This is a genomic window from Halomonas sp. HNIBRBA4712, from assembly GCF_043558675.1.
Taxonomy (GTDB): Bacteria; Pseudomonadota; Gammaproteobacteria; order Pseudomonadales; family Halomonadaceae; genus Vreelandella.
In genome coordinates, this window is record NZ_JBIFXR010000001.1 from 544,142 (window position 1) to 558,390 (window position 14,249).

13 protein-coding genes are annotated in these 14,249 nt (G+C 65.1%); 3 read left to right on the forward strand and 10 right to left on the reverse strand.

What is annotated here, in order from left to right; all coding sequences use genetic code 11:
• Positions 1 to 16: 16 nt before the first annotated feature.
• The 3 genes from ACGK9R_RS02560 to ACGK9R_RS02570 all read right to left on the reverse strand — a co-directional run bounded on the left by ACGK9R_RS02560 (position 17) and on the right by ACGK9R_RS02570 (position 2,712).
• Positions 17 to 526 carry a hypothetical protein gene (locus ACGK9R_RS02560; protein WP_394577998.1) on the reverse strand — a complete coding sequence of 170 codons (510 nt, stop codon included), beginning with the start codon at positions 524 to 526 and terminating at the stop codon, positions 17 to 19.
• A 124-nt stretch (positions 527 to 650) separates the two neighbouring features.
• The gene (locus ACGK9R_RS02565; RefSeq protein ID WP_394577999.1) at positions 651 to 2,447 is read right to left on the reverse strand and encodes a sodium:solute symporter family protein; all 1,797 of its coding nucleotides are present in this window, start codon (positions 2,445 to 2,447) and stop codon (positions 651 to 653) included.
• Positions 2,448 to 2,451: 4 nt separating this feature from the next.
• Complete coding sequence (locus ACGK9R_RS02570) at positions 2,452 to 2,712, reverse strand: DUF4212 domain-containing protein (protein ID WP_394578000.1); 261 nt, start codon at positions 2,710 to 2,712, stop codon at positions 2,452 to 2,454.
• A 595-nt stretch (positions 2,713 to 3,307) separates the two neighbouring features.
• Here ACGK9R_RS02570 and ACGK9R_RS02575 point away from each other — a divergent pair.
• The 3 genes from ACGK9R_RS02575 (at position 3,308) to ttcA (ending at position 6,762) form a co-directional block, all read left to right on the forward strand.
• Complete coding sequence (locus ACGK9R_RS02575) at positions 3,308 to 5,119, forward strand: putative nucleotidyltransferase substrate binding domain-containing protein (RefSeq protein ID WP_394578001.1); 1,812 nt, start codon at positions 3,308 to 3,310, stop codon at positions 5,117 to 5,119.
• 4 nt (positions 5,120 to 5,123) lie between these two features.
• Entirely contained in the window at positions 5,124 to 5,768 is a 645-nt protein-coding gene (locus ACGK9R_RS02580; protein ID WP_394578002.1) for a DNA polymerase III subunit epsilon, read from the forward strand.
• Between the two features lie 91 nt (positions 5,769 to 5,859).
• Positions 5,860 to 6,762 carry a tRNA 2-thiocytidine(32) synthetase TtcA gene (gene ttcA / locus ACGK9R_RS02585; protein ID WP_394578578.1) on the forward strand — a complete coding sequence of 301 codons (903 nt, stop codon included), beginning with the start codon at positions 5,860 to 5,862 and terminating at the stop codon, positions 6,760 to 6,762.
• Positions 6,763 to 6,771: 9 nt separating this feature from the next.
• On the opposite strand, the gene fnr is transcribed toward ttcA, so the two are convergent.
• From fnr to ACGK9R_RS02620, 7 genes are all read right to left on the reverse strand, one after another.
• Entirely contained in the window at positions 6,772 to 7,512 is a 741-nt protein-coding gene (fnr, locus tag ACGK9R_RS02590; RefSeq protein WP_394578003.1) for a fumarate/nitrate reduction transcriptional regulator Fnr, read from the reverse strand.
• Positions 7,513 to 7,554: 42 nt separating this feature from the next.
• A complete protein-coding gene (hemN, locus tag ACGK9R_RS02595) occupies positions 7,555 to 8,961 on the reverse strand; it encodes an oxygen-independent coproporphyrinogen III oxidase (RefSeq protein WP_394578004.1) in 1,407 nt (468 codons plus the stop codon).
• A gap of 104 nt (positions 8,962 to 9,065) precedes the next feature.
• Positions 9,066 to 9,761: a sulfite exporter TauE/SafE family protein gene (locus tag ACGK9R_RS02600; protein WP_394578005.1), complete on the reverse strand. Its 696-nt coding sequence runs from the start codon at positions 9,759 to 9,761 to the stop codon at positions 9,066 to 9,068.
• On the reverse strand, positions 9,758 to 9,952 hold the full coding sequence (gene ccoS, locus ACGK9R_RS02605; RefSeq protein ID WP_394578006.1) for a cbb3-type cytochrome oxidase assembly protein CcoS: 195 nt from the start codon (positions 9,950 to 9,952) through the stop codon (positions 9,758 to 9,760). The genes ACGK9R_RS02600 and ccoS overlap by 4 nt, the downstream gene beginning before the upstream one ends.
• Entirely contained in the window at positions 9,949 to 12,372 is a 2,424-nt protein-coding gene (locus ACGK9R_RS02610; RefSeq protein WP_394578007.1) for a heavy metal translocating P-type ATPase, read from the reverse strand. Before ACGK9R_RS02610 ends, ccoS begins: the two co-directional genes overlap by 4 nt.
• A complete protein-coding gene (locus ACGK9R_RS02615) occupies positions 12,369 to 12,884 on the reverse strand; it encodes a FixH family protein (RefSeq protein WP_394578008.1) in 516 nt (171 codons plus the stop codon). The genes ACGK9R_RS02610 and ACGK9R_RS02615 overlap by 4 nt, the downstream gene beginning before the upstream one ends.
• Positions 12,885 to 12,888: 4 nt before the next feature.
• Positions 12,889 to 14,208 carry a 4Fe-4S dicluster domain-containing protein gene (locus ACGK9R_RS02620; RefSeq protein ID WP_394578009.1) on the reverse strand — a complete coding sequence of 440 codons (1,320 nt, stop codon included), beginning with the start codon at positions 14,206 to 14,208 and terminating at the stop codon, positions 12,889 to 12,891.
• Positions 14,209 to 14,249 lie beyond the last annotated feature (41 nt).

The window sequence follows — 14,249 nt, forward strand, 5'->3', positions numbered from 1 at the left end:
CAAATTGGCTGGCGCGTCAGGCGCCAGGCTCCGTGCAGGCGCGCTCCAGCAGCGTGGAGTCGCGGCGCAGGGTGCGAAGCCCCTCGCGGTCCGGACGCTGATTCGCCTTGAAGAGCGGCACGAGTTCGCGGTTGTCGCAGTTGAGCAGATATCCCTGGGGGATCACGAGATCGGTATGGCGACGCTCGAAGTGATAGAGCATGAACTCCGCCACGTCACCGCTACGCGAGAGGCTTTCGCGGTCCAGCACACTAAAACGGGTGGTCATCGGAAACACGAACGTCCAGGGTCGCCAGATTTCGGTGCCTGCGGCGCTGTCGATGACTTCGGCGGAGGCGGGCAACTGCGCCTTCTTGTGATCGAACCAGCTGTACTCCACGTGAATCTGATAAGCGAGCATACCCAGCCCGGCCATGACCGGCACGATCCATTTGGGCAAACGATTGCCGGAGAGCTTGCGCAGTAGAAGGCCGATACCCGCCGCGGCCAGGGCGGCGAACACGGCGGCAACCAGATGCCAGATCATAAGCGTATTCCTGAAAGCGGTCGTTGGGTCGAGTTCAAACGCGGCGGGCTTCCCGGAGGAAGCCCGCACTTGCCTTTCTTTTGTGAAACCGTTCTTTGATGAACCTTGCGGCTTCGATTATGGCCTAGTGGTCGATGGCTGCACCAGCCCCTTTCGGATAGCGCACGCTTTCCACCAGCTCCTGGATCGCCAAGGGCGGCGGCGCGGTCACGCGCGAGACTGCAAAGGCCACGATGAAGTTGATCATCGCACCCACCGCGCCAAACGACAGCGGCGAGATACCGATGAACCAGTTATCCGGCGTGTTGGCCAGCATGTTGGTGCCGGGAATGAAGAACCAGCCAAGGTAGGTAAAGATGTAGAGAAGCGTCGAGATCAGGCCCGCCAGCATACCGCAGATGGCACCGGCGCTGTTCATGCGAGTGGAGAAGATCCCCATCATCAGTACCGGGAACAGGGAGGCTGCGGCGATGCCGAAGGCCAGCGCCACCGTTTGTGCGGCAAACCCGGGCGGATTCAGGCCCAGATAGGTGGCCAGCAGAATCGCCCCGCCCATTGAAATCCGCGCCGCCAGCATCTCCTTTTTCTCGCTGATGTTCGGATTGATGGTGTTCTTGATCAAATCGTGACTGATCGCCGAAGAGATCGCCAGAAGCAGCCCCGCCGCGGTGGAAAGCGCCGCCGCGATACCGCCCGCCGCGATCAAACCAACTACCCAGCCCGGAAGATTGGCGATTTCCGGGTTGGCCAGTACCAGGATGTCGTTGTTCACGGTCAGTTCGTTGCCCGCCCAGCCGCGCTCTTCAGCGGTGCCGGCGAAGCCTTCGCTGGTGTCGTTGTAGAACTGGATACGGCCGTCGTCGTTGACATCGTTATAGACGATCAGACCGGTGTCTTCCCAGGTCTGGAACCAGGCCGGACGGTCAGCGTAAAGAATCGGCTCGGCAGCGGACGCTTCGTAATCCTCGACCTGGCCGGTCATTTCCGGGTACACCGTGGTCATCAGGTTAAGCCGCGCCATGGAGGCCACCGCCGGGGCGGTCAGGTAGAGAAGGGCGATGAACACCAGCGCCCAGCCCGCGGACCAGCGTGCGTCGGCCACCTTCGGCACGGTGAAAAAGCGGATGATGACGTGGGGCAGACCCGCGGTACCGATCATGAGCGACAGCGTGAACAGCACCATGTTGAGCTTGTTGTCCACATCGGCGGTGTAGTCCTGGAAGCCAAGGGCGTTGACCACGTCATCGAGTTTTTGCAGAAGCGGCACGCCGGATTCGGTGTGGGTGCTGAACATGCCGAACATCGGAATCGGGTTACCGGTGAGCTGCATGGCGATAAATACCGCCGGAATGGTGTAAGCGACGATCAGCACGACGTACTGCGCCACCTGGGTGTAGGTGATGCCTTTCATGCCGCCGAGCACCGCGTAGAAGAACACGGTAACCGCCGCAATCCAGATACCCCAGGTACTGGGTACTTCCAGAAAGCGCGAAAACGCCACGCCCGCACCGGTCATTTGACCGATAACGTAGGTGACCGAGGCAATGATCAAACACGCCACCGCGACCACGCGGGCGGTGCGGCTATAGAAGCGCTCGCCGATGAAGTCCGGCACAGTGAACTTGCCGAACTTGCGCAGGTAAGGTGCGAGCAGCATGGCGAGGATCACGAAGCCGCCGGTCCAGCCCATCAGGAAGGTGGAGTTGGCGTAGCCGCCGGAGGCGATCAAGCCGGCCATGGAAATGAACGACGCCGCCGACATCCAGTCTGCGGCGGTCGCCATGCCGTTGGTCACCGGGTGAACGCCGCCGCCGGCAACGTAGAAGTCCTTGGTGGACCCGGCGCGGGCCCAGATCGCAATGCCGATATAGAGCGCGAAGGAGGCGCCCACGAACAGCAGGTTGATGGCAAACTGGCTCATTGGCTTACTCTCCCAGGCCGAATTTCTTGTCGAGCTTGTTCATTCTCCAGGCGTAGAAGAAAATCAGCGCGATGAAGGTCAGAATCGAGCCCTGCTGGGCAAACCAGAAGCCCAGATCGGTGCCGCCAACAGGGATGGATGCCAGCAGCGGGCGAAACAGAATGGCGCAGCCGTAGGACACGAACGCCCACACGATCAGGCATCCGAAGATCAAACGGACGTTGGCTTTCCAGTATGCAGCAGCGTTGGATTTGTCGTCTGCCATCGTGGTGCTCTCCATGAATGGTTTTTAGGATTGGAAAGTGGTCGCAAGGCGGTGGTAGACGTTGTCACCCTGTTGCCGCCCTGTAGAAGCTCGCCCTTGCCAAACGCGTTCGCGCCAAGTGGATGGTGATAGCCCCCTCGCTGTCGCTCGGCGCGATGGAAAAATCCGGCCTAAGGTAACGTTACCTTATTGGGCTCAGCGTAATACTGGCCAATAAATCGAAAAAAGAAATCCAGACTTTGGTATCAAGGACTAAAGGTGCTATTGGCAGGCGGATAAAAGCCGCTAAAGTACTCTATGTGCAGGCGTTTTACGCACTCGAGTTACGACTTTAGTTTGTGTTTAAAGCGCTTTTGAATCGCCATCTAACGCGATTCAAGACTAAAGTTTATTATCAAAAAGAGTTGTCCCTGGTCTTCTTGAATAGCTCTTTTGGAAAGCGCTTTTAAAAAACGCTTTAGAATTAGAAAGTGCTTTTATAAGGTGCTTTTCGAAGTGTTTTTTACTCGTTTTTAAAAGCGCTGTTGAAAACGTTTCTGAAACGTTTTAGCCGGCGCGGCCGTTCGGCGCCAAACTCTCCCCGTCGGAGTGATCGATGATCGAGATCGACCTGACAAGGCCCCCTTTTTCTCTGCTCGACGAGTCGGGCATCGCGCGCGTGCGCGGCGGGCTCGATCTGGCCTACTTCGATCCCGGCGACGTGATTCTCGATGCGAATCAAACCGGTGAAAGCGTCTTCATCATCCACAAGGGCGAGGTCGCCGAGCTCGACCCCCAGGAGGCCAACGGCCAGGCGCGCATCGGCCACTACACCGCGGGGGATCTATTCGGTGCTATCAGCCTCCTGAACGGCAAGAGCCGCTACCGCTTCGAAGCGGAACAGGAGACGCTGTGTTACGTGCTGTCAGGTCAGACGTTTCGCGCGCTGTGTCAGCACTACCCGACGTTCGAGGCGTTTTTCCGCGAGTCGCTTGCGCACAAGGCGCAGCTACTGACCGAGCGCCGCGCGATGGATGGCCTTTCGATGGCCGGCTTCATGCTGGCTCGGGTGCGCGAGTGCATGCGCGCGCCGGTAGTGATCGACCAAAACCGCGATATTCAAGGCGCAGTGCAAACGCTGCTGGAACAGCAGGCCGACAGCCTGCTCGTTGCCGGTGAGAGCGGCTACGCCATGGTGACCAAGACCGATCTGCTCAATGCGCTGGTGATCGAGGGCAAGGGCGTTACCGAGCGCGTCGACTGCCTTGCCCGGGCGGCGCTGGTGACCGCGAGCCCGGCGCAGTACCTGTTCGAGGCGCTGGTGCTGATGACGCGTCACAAGGTCGCCCGAGTCGTGGTGATGGAGGAAAAGACGCTTTGTGGCATCGTCGAACTCACCGACGTGCTGAGCTATTTTTCCAGCCGCAGCTACGTGGTCGGGCTTCAGATCGAAAAGGCGCGGGACATGGCGGAGCTTGCCCGAGCGAGCCGCCGCACGCCGGAGCTCGTTAGAGCGCTGATGGCTCAGGGCGTGAAGCTGCGCTTCGTCATGGAGCTTCTGGCCGCACTCAACGCGCGTATTGTGCACAAGGCCTGGGCGTTCAGCGGTGCCAGCGCCTTCGACCACACGTGCTGTCTGGTCGTGATGGGCAGCGAAGGCCGCGGCGAACAGATCCTCAAGACCGACCAGGACAACGCGCTGATTCTCGAGGACGGCGCGGACGCAGGCGAGGTCGCGGCGGCGATGGCGGAACTCTCCCGCACACTGGTGGAACTTGGTTATCCGCCGTGCCCAGGCGACATCATGGTCTCCAACCCGGAGTGGGTGGGAAGCGTGGCGACCTGGCAGGCGCGCATCGAGCGCTGGGCCGATTTGCGCGACGGCGAAAGCCTCATGAAGCTTGCCATTTTGCTCGATGCCCGGCCCGTGGCCGGCAAGGCCGAGCTCGCTCGGCGCGTGCGTCAGGCGCTTTTTGACCGCTGCGCCGAGGACGAGCTGCTGCTGGGCTACCTGGCGCGAGCGGCGCTCAACTTCTCGACGCCGCTGACGCTCTTTGGCTCGCTGAAAAAGCGCGAACACGGTATCGACATCAAGAAGGGCGGACTCTTTCCCATCATTCACGGCGTGCGCACCATGGCGCTGGAGCGGCGCATCGAGGCGTTGAGCACCCTCGAGCGCCTCGAGGCGCTGGTGGCGGATGGTCGGCTCGAGGCGCGCTTCGCCGAGGATCTGGGCGAGGCGCTTGCGCTCTTTACCGAGCTGCGCCTGCGTCAGCAGCTGGGCAACACCGAGAAGGGCGCCCCCATCAACCAGGTAGTGGTGCAGCACCTTTCATCGCTCGAACGCGATCTGCTGCGCGAGGCGCTGCATATCGTCAAGGAGTTCAAGTCGCGTTTGACCCACCGCTATCATCTGGAGTACGCCTGACACCATGCGCCTGACGGATCGACACTTCACGGTTTTTGGACACTCGCTGCGCACGCTGTTCAAGCGTGAAAGCGACCGGCGCCGCTTTGCGGGCTCCTCTTTCGAGTGGCTGTTTCACCCCTACCTGGGCGAAGAGCTGGTGGCGCTGGCGTTCCGCTTCGCCCCTGCTGATCCGATGCTGAGCGTGGCGGCGGTGGTCTTCAACGAGCGTCGCGTTCATACCCGCAGCGCCTGGGTGGCCACCCTCGCCGACGAGCCGCTGCTCCAGAGCCGGGCGCTCAGGCGCCATAGTGCCCGGCATCAGACGCCGTCGCAGATCGTGGCCACGGCAGACCACATCGCCGCGCTCGCCGAGTTCATCGGCAACCGCCCGGTAGTGGGCTGGGGGCTCGACCGGGCGCTTTGTCCGATCAACCGGCTGTTCAACGAGCGGCTCGGCTTCGAGCTGCCCAACGCCCAGGTCGACATCGAGCGCCTCTACCAGCGCAAGCAGAAGCGCGCGCGTATCGAGGCGCAAACGGCGAGTCTAATGGAGGCATTGACCCAGTCGCGGCTGGCCGCCCCCGGCTGGCCGTCGCTTCTGAGCGAGGCGAGCGCCTGCGCGCTTTTGTACATGCGCTTGAAGCGCGATGCGGCGCTCGAGGCCTGACGCCGGCCGTATTGGGTGAGGCGGCGAATCCTGGTAGAATGGCGCCCTTCACCTCACCACCGGCAGTGCCTATACCATGCAGCAGTTCGACATGCAGCAGCCCGATCACTTCGACCCCGCCGTGGCCGACACCGCCTCCCCGAGTGCGTCGGTGGCCGCCCAGGATGCCAAACAGAAGCGCGAATTCAACAAGTTGCAAAAGCGCCTGCGCCGTGAGGTGGGCAACGCCATTCTCGATTACAACATGATCGACGAAGGCGACCGGGTGATGGTCTGCCTCTCCGGCGGCAAGGACAGCTACACCATGCTCGAGATCCTGCGCAACCTGCAGCGCAACGCCCCGGTGAGCTTTTCGCTGGTGGCGGTGAATCTCGACCAGAAGCAGCCGGGCTTTCCCGAGCACGTGCTGCCGCGCTACCTCGACGCCCAGGGCGTGGAGTACCACATCCTCGAGCGCGACACCTACTCGGTGGTGAAGGAGAAGACCCCGGAGGGCAAAACTACCTGCGCGCTCTGCTCGCGGCTGCGTCGCGGCTCGCTCTACGGCTTCGCCGAGGAGATCGGGGCGAACAAGATTGCCCTCGGCCACCACCGCGAGGACATTCTCGAAACGCTCTTCCTGAACATGTTCTTCGGCGGCACGCTCAAGGCGATGCCGCCCAAGCTCTTGTCCGACGACGGCAAGAACATCGTCATCCGCCCGCTTGCCTACTGCAAGGAGGCGGACATCGCCGAGTTCTCGCGCCAGATGGAATTCCCCATCATTCCCTGCAATCTGTGCGGCTCCCAGCCCAACATGCAGCGCCAGAACGTCAAGGCGATGCTCGCCGAGTGGGACAAGAAGTACCCCGGCCGGCTCGAGAGCATGTTCAAATCGGTAACCAACGTAGCGCCTTCACAGCTCGCCGACCGCACGCTGTTCGACTTCGAAGGCCTCGAGGCCAAACAGGCCGAAATGCGCGCCGGGCGCATCCAGGCGCTCAACGTAGGCTAGCTGGCCGCCTCAAGCCAGCGCCTCCTCGTCGGCCAGGGCGGTGAGCCTGGCCATGTCGAGAATGTTCACCTCGCGCCCGGACACCGCCACCACCTGCTGGCTTTGCAGCCGGCTCAGGATGCGGCTGACCGTCTCGACGGCGAGCCCCAGGTAGTTGCCGATATCCGAGCGCGCCATGGAGAGCCGAAAGCTGTAGGGCGAGTAGCCGCGGCGGCGAAAACGATCCGACAGCGTAACGAGAAAGCTCGCCAGCCGCTGGTCGGCGGTCTTGCGCGATAAAAGGCGCATCATGCGCCGGTCGTCGCGCAGCTCCTTGCTCATACTGCGGTAGAGCTGGCCTCTGAGCTCCGGCAGCTCCTCGGAAAGCGCGTCCAGGTGCTTGAACGGAATCTCGCACACCGTGGTGGTTTCGAGCGCCACTACGCTACCCGGATACGCCTCTTCGTCGATACCGTCGAGACCCACCAGCTCGCTGGGCAGGTAGAAGTTGGTGAGCTGGTCGAACCCCGCACCTTCGCAGGTGACCTGCTTGAGACTTCCCGAGCGCACCGCAAAGACGCTCGAAAAGCGCTCGCCCTGATGAAACAGCGTCTCGCCCTTCTTGAGCGGAGCGCGGCGGCGGATGATGGCGTCGAAATGGCCGACGTCCTCGAGCTGAAGCGCCAACGGCAGACACAGCGAGCTCAGGCTGCAGGTCTGGCAGCGCGGCGCCTGCATGAGGGCGGCGCGGTGGCGAGCGGGGCTGGACATCACCTTCTCCTTCGTTGATCCCACGAGCGCGTGTGCGCCGTATTATAGAATTCGCGAGTAGCGCCTGGCGAGCGGCGGCGTCATGCGCGCATCGAAGGCCATCGCCAGATGCCGAATCAGAAGCCGCCCGATGGGCGTGACGGTGAGCACCGCGCCGCTACGTTCGATCAAACCGTCGCGGCGGGCCTGCTCGAGCCGCGAAAGCGCCTCACAAAAGTAGGCCTCGGCATCGATGCCAAAGCGCGCGCCGATCTCGGCCAGATCCAGGCGCATGTCGCACATCAGCCGTTCGATCACCGCGCGACGAATCAGATCGTCCTCGCCAAGGCGCAGCCCCTTGCAGATAGCGAGCCGGCCGGCGTCGAGGGCCGCGGCGTAGGCGTCGAGGGTGACCGGGTTCTGGGCGTAGACGTCGTCCACCCGCGAGATCGCCGAAACGCCGAGCCCCACCACATCGCACTGGGCGTGGCTCGAGTAGCCCTGGAAGTTACGCGTCATCGTCCCGTCGCGCTGAGCTCTTGTCAGGCTATCCTCGGGGCGGGCGAAGTGATCCATGCCGATATGCACGTAGCCCGCCTCCTCGAGCATGGCGATGCTGGTGTGCAAAATGGCGAGCTTTTCATCGCGCCCCGGTAGCTCGCTCTCGTTGATGCGCCGCTGCGGTGCGAAGCGCTCGGGCAAGTGGGCATAGTTGAACAGCGATAGCCTTGCCGGGGCAAGGTCGATCACCTGGGCGAGCGTGGCGGCGAAGCTTCGTCGGCTCTGGTGCGGCAGCCCGTAGATCAAATCCAGGTTGAGCGAGCCAAAGCCCAGCCGCTGCGCCTCGTCCATCAGGGTTTCGGTCAGCCGCCGTGGCTGGACGCGATTGATCGCGCGCTGCACCCGCTCATCGAGATCCTGCACCCCCAGGCTTAGCCGGTTGAAGCCGAGTGACTGCAGGTGGCGCAGAGTAAGCACATCGGCTTCGCGCGGGTCGATCTCGATGGCGTAGTCGCGGTTTGGGTCGTGTGATAGCCCGAAGCGCGCGTCGAGCCGGTCGATCAAATCGCTCATCTGTGAGAGCGTCAGAAAGGTCGGCGTGCCGCCGCCCCAGTGAAGCTGCTCGACCTGGCGGGCGCCGTCAAGGTGGCGCGCGGCGAGCACCATTTCACGGTCGAGCCGCGAAAGGTACGGCTCGGCGAGCTGGCGGTTTTTCGTCGCGATCTTGTTGCAGGCGCAGTAGAAGCAGATCTTCTCGCAAAACGGAATATGCACGTAGAGCGAAAGCCCCCGGCGGCCCGTATTGCTGCGCTCGAGCGCCTGGGTGAAGTCTTCTGGCGTGAAACCGTCGTGAAAGGCCAGCGCCGTGGGGTAGGAGGTGTAGCGCGGCCCGCTGGTGTCGTAGCGGCGCAGCAGCGTGTCGTCACGGTGGAGTGGCGGCGGTGAGTGGGCGGCGTAAGCGGTCGACATGAACCCTCCCATAAGGATGCGCGCAAGCGGTGATAGCGGGTCGAGTCTAACGCGCGCGCTCAGGCCGCGTGTTGAGCCAGGTCAAGAAAGGCGGCGGTCGGGTGTCAGTGGCCGGCGTGGGGGAAAAGCGTGTAGAGCTGGTAGAACGCGAAGGCGATGATCGAAAGCGCCGCGAGGGTGCGGGTCGCCGGGTGGCGAATCAGCCCGGAAAGCGCCCGGGCGGCCAGGCCCGTGGCCAGCAGCGCTGGCAGCGTGCCGAGGCCAAAGGCCGCCATCAGAAGTGCCCCCTGGGCCGGGTCGGCACTCGCCATGCTCCAGGTGAGCATCGAGTAGATTAGCCCGCAGGGCAGCCAGCCCCACAGCGCCCCCAGCGCCATCGCCTGGGGTACGTGCACCACCGGCATCAGCCGGCGGCCCACCGGCTCGATATGACGCCAAAGCCGCCGCCCCAGCGCCTCGAGCGCCAGTAGCCCTTTCCACCAGTTGGCGATGTAGAGCGCCATCAGAATCAGCATCACCGCGGCCAGCGCCTCGAGCGTAAACCGGGCGGCGGGGGCGAGCGACACCAGTGTGCCAAGCCCTGCCACCAGCGCCCCGGCCACGGTATAGCTTGCGATGCGGCCCAGGTTGTAGCCAAGCAGGAGCCCCGCCATGCGCGCCGGGCGGCGCATGCTCGGCGGCACCGCGAAGGCCAGCGCGCTCATGATGCCGCCGCACATGCCGATGCAGTGCGCCCCGCCGAGCAGGCCGAAGACGAAGGCGGCGAGCAGCGGCGAAAGCTCGAGCCCGGTCGGGTTCACGGCGGCGGCTCGCGGCGCGCCCGCCTGTCAGCCGGTGATGGCGGCGGCGAGGCGTCGTCGTCGAACAGGATGCGGTGGGCCGGGCCTTCCAGGTCGTCGAACTGGTCGTTTTTGACCGCCCAGAAGAAGGCCCATACGGCCAGGCTCAGGAGCATGAGCGACAGCGGAATCAAGAGATAAAGACTCGTCATGCGTTCACCGTTTGACGAAGGGATGAGACGGGTGGGGCCATACGCCGCCGGCGGCCAAGGCGCAGCGCGTTGCCCACCACCACCAGCGAGCTCAGCGACATGCCGAGCGCGGCAAGCCAGGGCGGTACCAGGCCGAGAGCGGCCAGCGGCAGCGCCAGGCCGTTGTAGGCCACCGACCAGGCCATGTTCTGGCGCATTACCCGGCGCGTGGCACCGGCGGTTTCCAGCGCCTCGCCAACGCGCACCAGCCGCGGGCTCAAGAGCAGCGCGTCGGCGCGCGTTTGCGCCAGGTCAGTGGCGCCGTTGACCGCCAGCGCCACGTCCGCCCCGGCCAGCACCGGCACGTCGTTGATACCGTCGCCTACCATCAGAACGCGCTCGCCTTCGGCCTGTAAAGCCTGAATGCGCGCAAGCTTCGCCTCCGGCGTGGCGCGCGCCTGCCAGGTGTCGATGCCAAGCGCCTCCGCCAGCGCCTTGACGGTTTCCGGCTCATCGCCGGAAAGAAGCTCCACGCCTACGCCGAGCGCGTCGAGCGCGGCCACGGCCTCCAGCGCGTCGTCGCGCAGGGTGTCTTCGAGCCGGAACCAGGCCCTGGGCGTGTACTCCTGGCTTAGCAGCAGCCACTGGCCCGGCCCCGGCGGAGCGATCTCGTGACCCGCAGCAAAGCGTGCCCGGCCAAGGCGCCAGGTCGCGCCTTCGAGCGTGGCGTGAAGGCCCTGGCCGGGCTCGCGCACTACCGCCTGCGCCTTGAACCCTGCCCTGCGAAAGGGGCCAAACGCCCTGGCGATCGGGTGCTCCGAGTGCGCCTCGATCGCCGCCGCGATCTGCCGCGCCCGGGCCGCGTCCATCGATCCCATCGGCCGGGTGTCGGCGAGGCGCATCTCGCCGCGGGTGAGCGTACCGGTCTTGTCGAACACCACCCGAGTGACCCCGGCGAGCGCTTCAATGGCGTCGGCGCGGGTGATCAGTACGCCGCGCCGGCCAAGCGCGCCGTGGCCGGCGGCAAGCGCCGTGGGCGCGGCCAGCGCCAGCGCGCAGGGGCAGGTGACCACCAGAACCGACAGCGTGATCCAGAACGCGCGGCTAGGGTCGATGAAGGCCCAGGCGGTGGCCACCGCGAGCGTGACCAACAAAAGGCGCAGCACGAAGCGCTGGACCATGGCCTCGGCCAGGCGGGCCAGGCGCGGGCGATGGGCGAAGGCGCGATCGGTCAAATCGAGAATATGGGCGATGGTCGCCTGTTTACCGGCGTGAGTGACGCGCACCACCAGCGCGTTCTCCATGTTCTGGCTGCCGCCAATCACGCGTTCGCCCACGCGGCGGGTCACCGGCAGGAACTCGCCGGTCAGCATCGACTCATCGAGGCTCGATTCGCCCTGTTCGATCACGGCGTCGGCGGGCACGGTGGTGCCGGGTTGCACCAGCAGGCGGTCGCCGGGCTCGAGCAGGCTGGCCGGCACGACCCGCTCGATGCCGTCCGCGTCCAGGCGCAGGGCCGAGGCGGGCAGGTGGGAGCCGAGCGCATTGCCGCCGCGGCGCCGCGTTCGCGCCTCGAGATGGCGGCTCACCAGCAAAAAGAAGGTAAACATCGCGATCGAGTCGAAATAGACGTCGCCGCGTCCCGCCACCACCGCGTAGGCGCTGGCCAGGTACGCCGCACCGATGGCGAGCGCCACCGGCACGTCCATGTTCAGGCGCCGGTGGGCGAGTGCGTGCGCCGCCTGGCGGAAAAACGGCCAGGCACTGAAGAGTACCACCGGCGTGGTCAGCGCAAGCGACAGCCAGTGGAACAGGGCGGAAAACCCGGCGCCTAGCTCATCCGGCCCGGCGATATAGAGCGGGATCGAGAACATCACCACCTGCATCATGCCCACCGCCGCGACGATCAGCCGCCGCACGCGCAGGCGATCTTCGCGCTTCTCGCGCTGGTGGGCCTGGTCGGGCTCGAAGGGCAGCGCCTGGTAACCGATGGCGGCAAGCTCGGCGAAGATGTTCGAGGGCGCAAGTATCGACGGATCCCAGCTCACCCGCAGGCGGTGTTCTGAAAGATTCACCGCGCTTTCGGTGATGCCCTCGAGCGCGTTCAGGTGGTGCTCGATCAGCCAGGCGCAGGCCGCGCAGGTGATGTTCTCGATGGCCAGGGTGGCGCTGGCGCCGTTGTCGGCAGCGTGAACGAAGCGCGCCTGGAGTTCCGGGTGATCGAACGCTTGCCAGGTTTGCGCCCGGGCGCGACTCTCTTCGGGCCGGGGGGCGAGCTCGGTGCGGTAGCGGTAGTAGTGCGCGAGCCCGCTGCCGACGATGGCGTGGGCTACCGCCTCGCAGCCGGGGCAGCAAAGCGGCTGTGGCTCGCCCTCCAGAGTGATCGTCCAGGGGGCGCCTGCCGGCACCGGCGAGCCGCAGTGGTAGCACGACGCGCTCATCGAACGCCCGCGGCGTCAGGCGTGAGCGTTACCGCACTATCAAGGGGCAGCGTGATTTCGCCGCCCAGGCGCCAGTCGGGGGCATCCGCCGGGGTAAGCGTGACGTAGCGGCGGTGAACGAGCCCCGCCGGCGCCTGGCCGACGTAGTGCCCGCCGCGGCGGTGTACCAGGGTCAGCGCGACGTCCCGCCCGTCCTGGGTGGGAAAGATCAGGTTCAGCGTCAGTGTTTCGGGCCGTGCCTGGCCGGTCAGATTAAGCGTGACGTCTTGGGTAATTGGGTCGATCTTGAGATCCGCCGCGAGCCCCAGGCGGCGGGCCTGGTCGGTTTTCGCCAGCACCGCGTTGATCGCCTTGCCGTGCTCGTAGTAGTCCTCGCGCACCACCATGCCGTCGAAGCTGCGCGTCGCCACGACGGCGAAGCCCACGCTCACCAGCATCGACGAGAGTAGCAGCGCGATCAGACACCAGGGCCAGAACTGGCGGTACCAGGGCGGCGGGGCGGGCTCGAACATCGGCTTATCTCCTTTCGCCGCTAAGAAAGCGTGAGGCTCGCTCGACGCGAAGCGCCGGCTCAGCCTCGAGCACGAAGTCGAAGGGCCGGCTGAAAGCGTCACTACTTGCCGGTGCGGTCACGCTGACGACCTGGCTTCGCGTGGCGCCGGCGGGCACCGTCAGCGCGGTGGTTTCAAGGCGCGCGCCGGGCAGCCCTTCGACGCTCAGGCGGTAGGTTTGCGCCTTCCGGTCGCGGTTGCGCACGGTCAGCCGGTAGTCGTTGCGGGTCTGGCCGCCCGCGGCGGGGGCGTAGAGCGTGGCCCGGGCGCGTTCGGCCTCGAAGCTGACCGGCACACGCTGATCAAGGGTCAGCACCAGCGCGGCCAGCGCAAGCGAGAACGCGGCCAGATACCCCAAAAGCCGTGGGCGCAGGCGGGCAGGCGCGCTGCCCTCGAGCCGGCGCTGGGTGGTGTGGCGAACCAGCCCGCGCGGCTTCTGAATGCGCTCCATCACCGCGTTGCAGGCGTCCACGCAGGCGCCGCACTGCAGGCAGGCGTACTGCTGGGGCCCGTGGCGAATGTCGATGCCGGTCGGGCAGACCTGCACGCAGAGCCCGCAGTCGATGCAGTCGTCCCGAGCGGTGTCGAAGCCTACGGCGAGGGTGTCGCGCTCGAACATCACCGACTGAAAGCGTGCGTAGGGGCAGATATGCAGGCACACCCGCTCGCGCAGCCAGCCGGCGTTGAGATAAGTGACCAGTGCAAAAAAGCCGACCCAGAACAGCGCCCAGCCCTGAAGCGCTAGCGTGGCAAGCTCAGAAGCGAGCGTGCGAATCGGCGTGAAGTAGCCCACCAGCGTAACGGCGGTGGAAAGTGCGATCAGCGCCCAGGCCGCATGTTTGAAAAGGATTCTACACCGAGCCGCAGAAGTGGCCCTGCGAGCGCGCCGCGCCGGCGGCCCTTCCAGGCGGTGCTCCACCCAGCGAAACGCAAACGTCCAGACGCTCTGCGGGCAGGTGTAGCCACACCACGCGCGCCCGGCCAGTGCCGTGAGCGCAAAAAGCCCGAAGGCGGCGGCGATGAGCGCAAGCGCCAGCAGGATGAACTCCTGGGGGTAGAAGGTCGCGCTCGCAAGATGAAACTCGCGCCCGGGAATGTCGAACCAGACCGCCGGGCGTCCGTGAACGGTGAGCCAGGGCAGCAGCGCGAAGCCGCCGATCAGCACCGCGTTGAGGCTGCGGCGCAGGCGCCGGTAAACACCGGGGCTTTCGCGCACGCCGCCTCGCTCGGCCGGGCGGGGCCGGGTCGGGGGCGGGGTGATGTCGTGTAGCGCAATGGGCTGCATCGATGTGCTCGGCGGCGGTGGTTCAAAAAGCGGCGGCCAAT

Bases quoted from the DNA above. Each gene is read 5' to 3' on its own strand.
- ACGK9R_RS02560 (WP_394577998.1), bottom strand. From the start codon at position 526: ATGATCTGGCATCTGGTTGCCGCCGTGTTCGCCGCCCTGGCCGCGGCG.
- ACGK9R_RS02565 (WP_394577999.1), bottom strand. From the start codon at position 2,447: ATGAGCCAGTTTGCCATCAACCTGCTGTTCGTGGGCGCCTCCTTCGCG.
- ACGK9R_RS02570 (WP_394578000.1), bottom strand. From the start codon at position 2,712: ATGGCAGACGACAAATCCAACGCTGCTGCATACTGGAAAGCCAACGTC.
- ACGK9R_RS02575 (WP_394578001.1), top strand. From the start codon at position 3,308: ATGATCGAGATCGACCTGACAAGGCCCCCTTTTTCTCTGCTCGACGAG.
- ACGK9R_RS02580 (WP_394578002.1), top strand. From the start codon at position 5,124: ATGCGCCTGACGGATCGACACTTCACGGTTTTTGGACACTCGCTGCGC.
- ttcA (WP_394578578.1), top strand. From the start codon at position 5,860: ATGCAGCAGCCCGATCACTTCGACCCCGCCGTGGCCGACACCGCCTCC.
- fnr (WP_394578003.1), bottom strand. From the start codon at position 7,512: ATGTCCAGCCCCGCTCGCCACCGCGCCGCCCTCATGCAGGCGCCGCGC.
- hemN (WP_394578004.1), bottom strand. From the start codon at position 8,961: ATGTCGACCGCTTACGCCGCCCACTCACCGCCGCCACTCCACCGTGAC.
- ccoS (WP_394578006.1), bottom strand. From the start codon at position 9,952: ATGACGAGTCTTTATCTCTTGATTCCGCTGTCGCTCATGCTCCTGAGC.
- ACGK9R_RS02610 (WP_394578007.1), bottom strand. From the start codon at position 12,372: ATGAGCGCGTCGTGCTACCACTGCGGCTCGCCGGTGCCGGCAGGCGCC.
- ACGK9R_RS02615 (WP_394578008.1), bottom strand. From the start codon at position 12,884: ATGTTCGAGCCCGCCCCGCCGCCCTGGTACCGCCAGTTCTGGCCCTGG.
- ACGK9R_RS02620 (WP_394578009.1), bottom strand. From the start codon at position 14,208: ATGCAGCCCATTGCGCTACACGACATCACCCCGCCCCCGACCCGGCCC.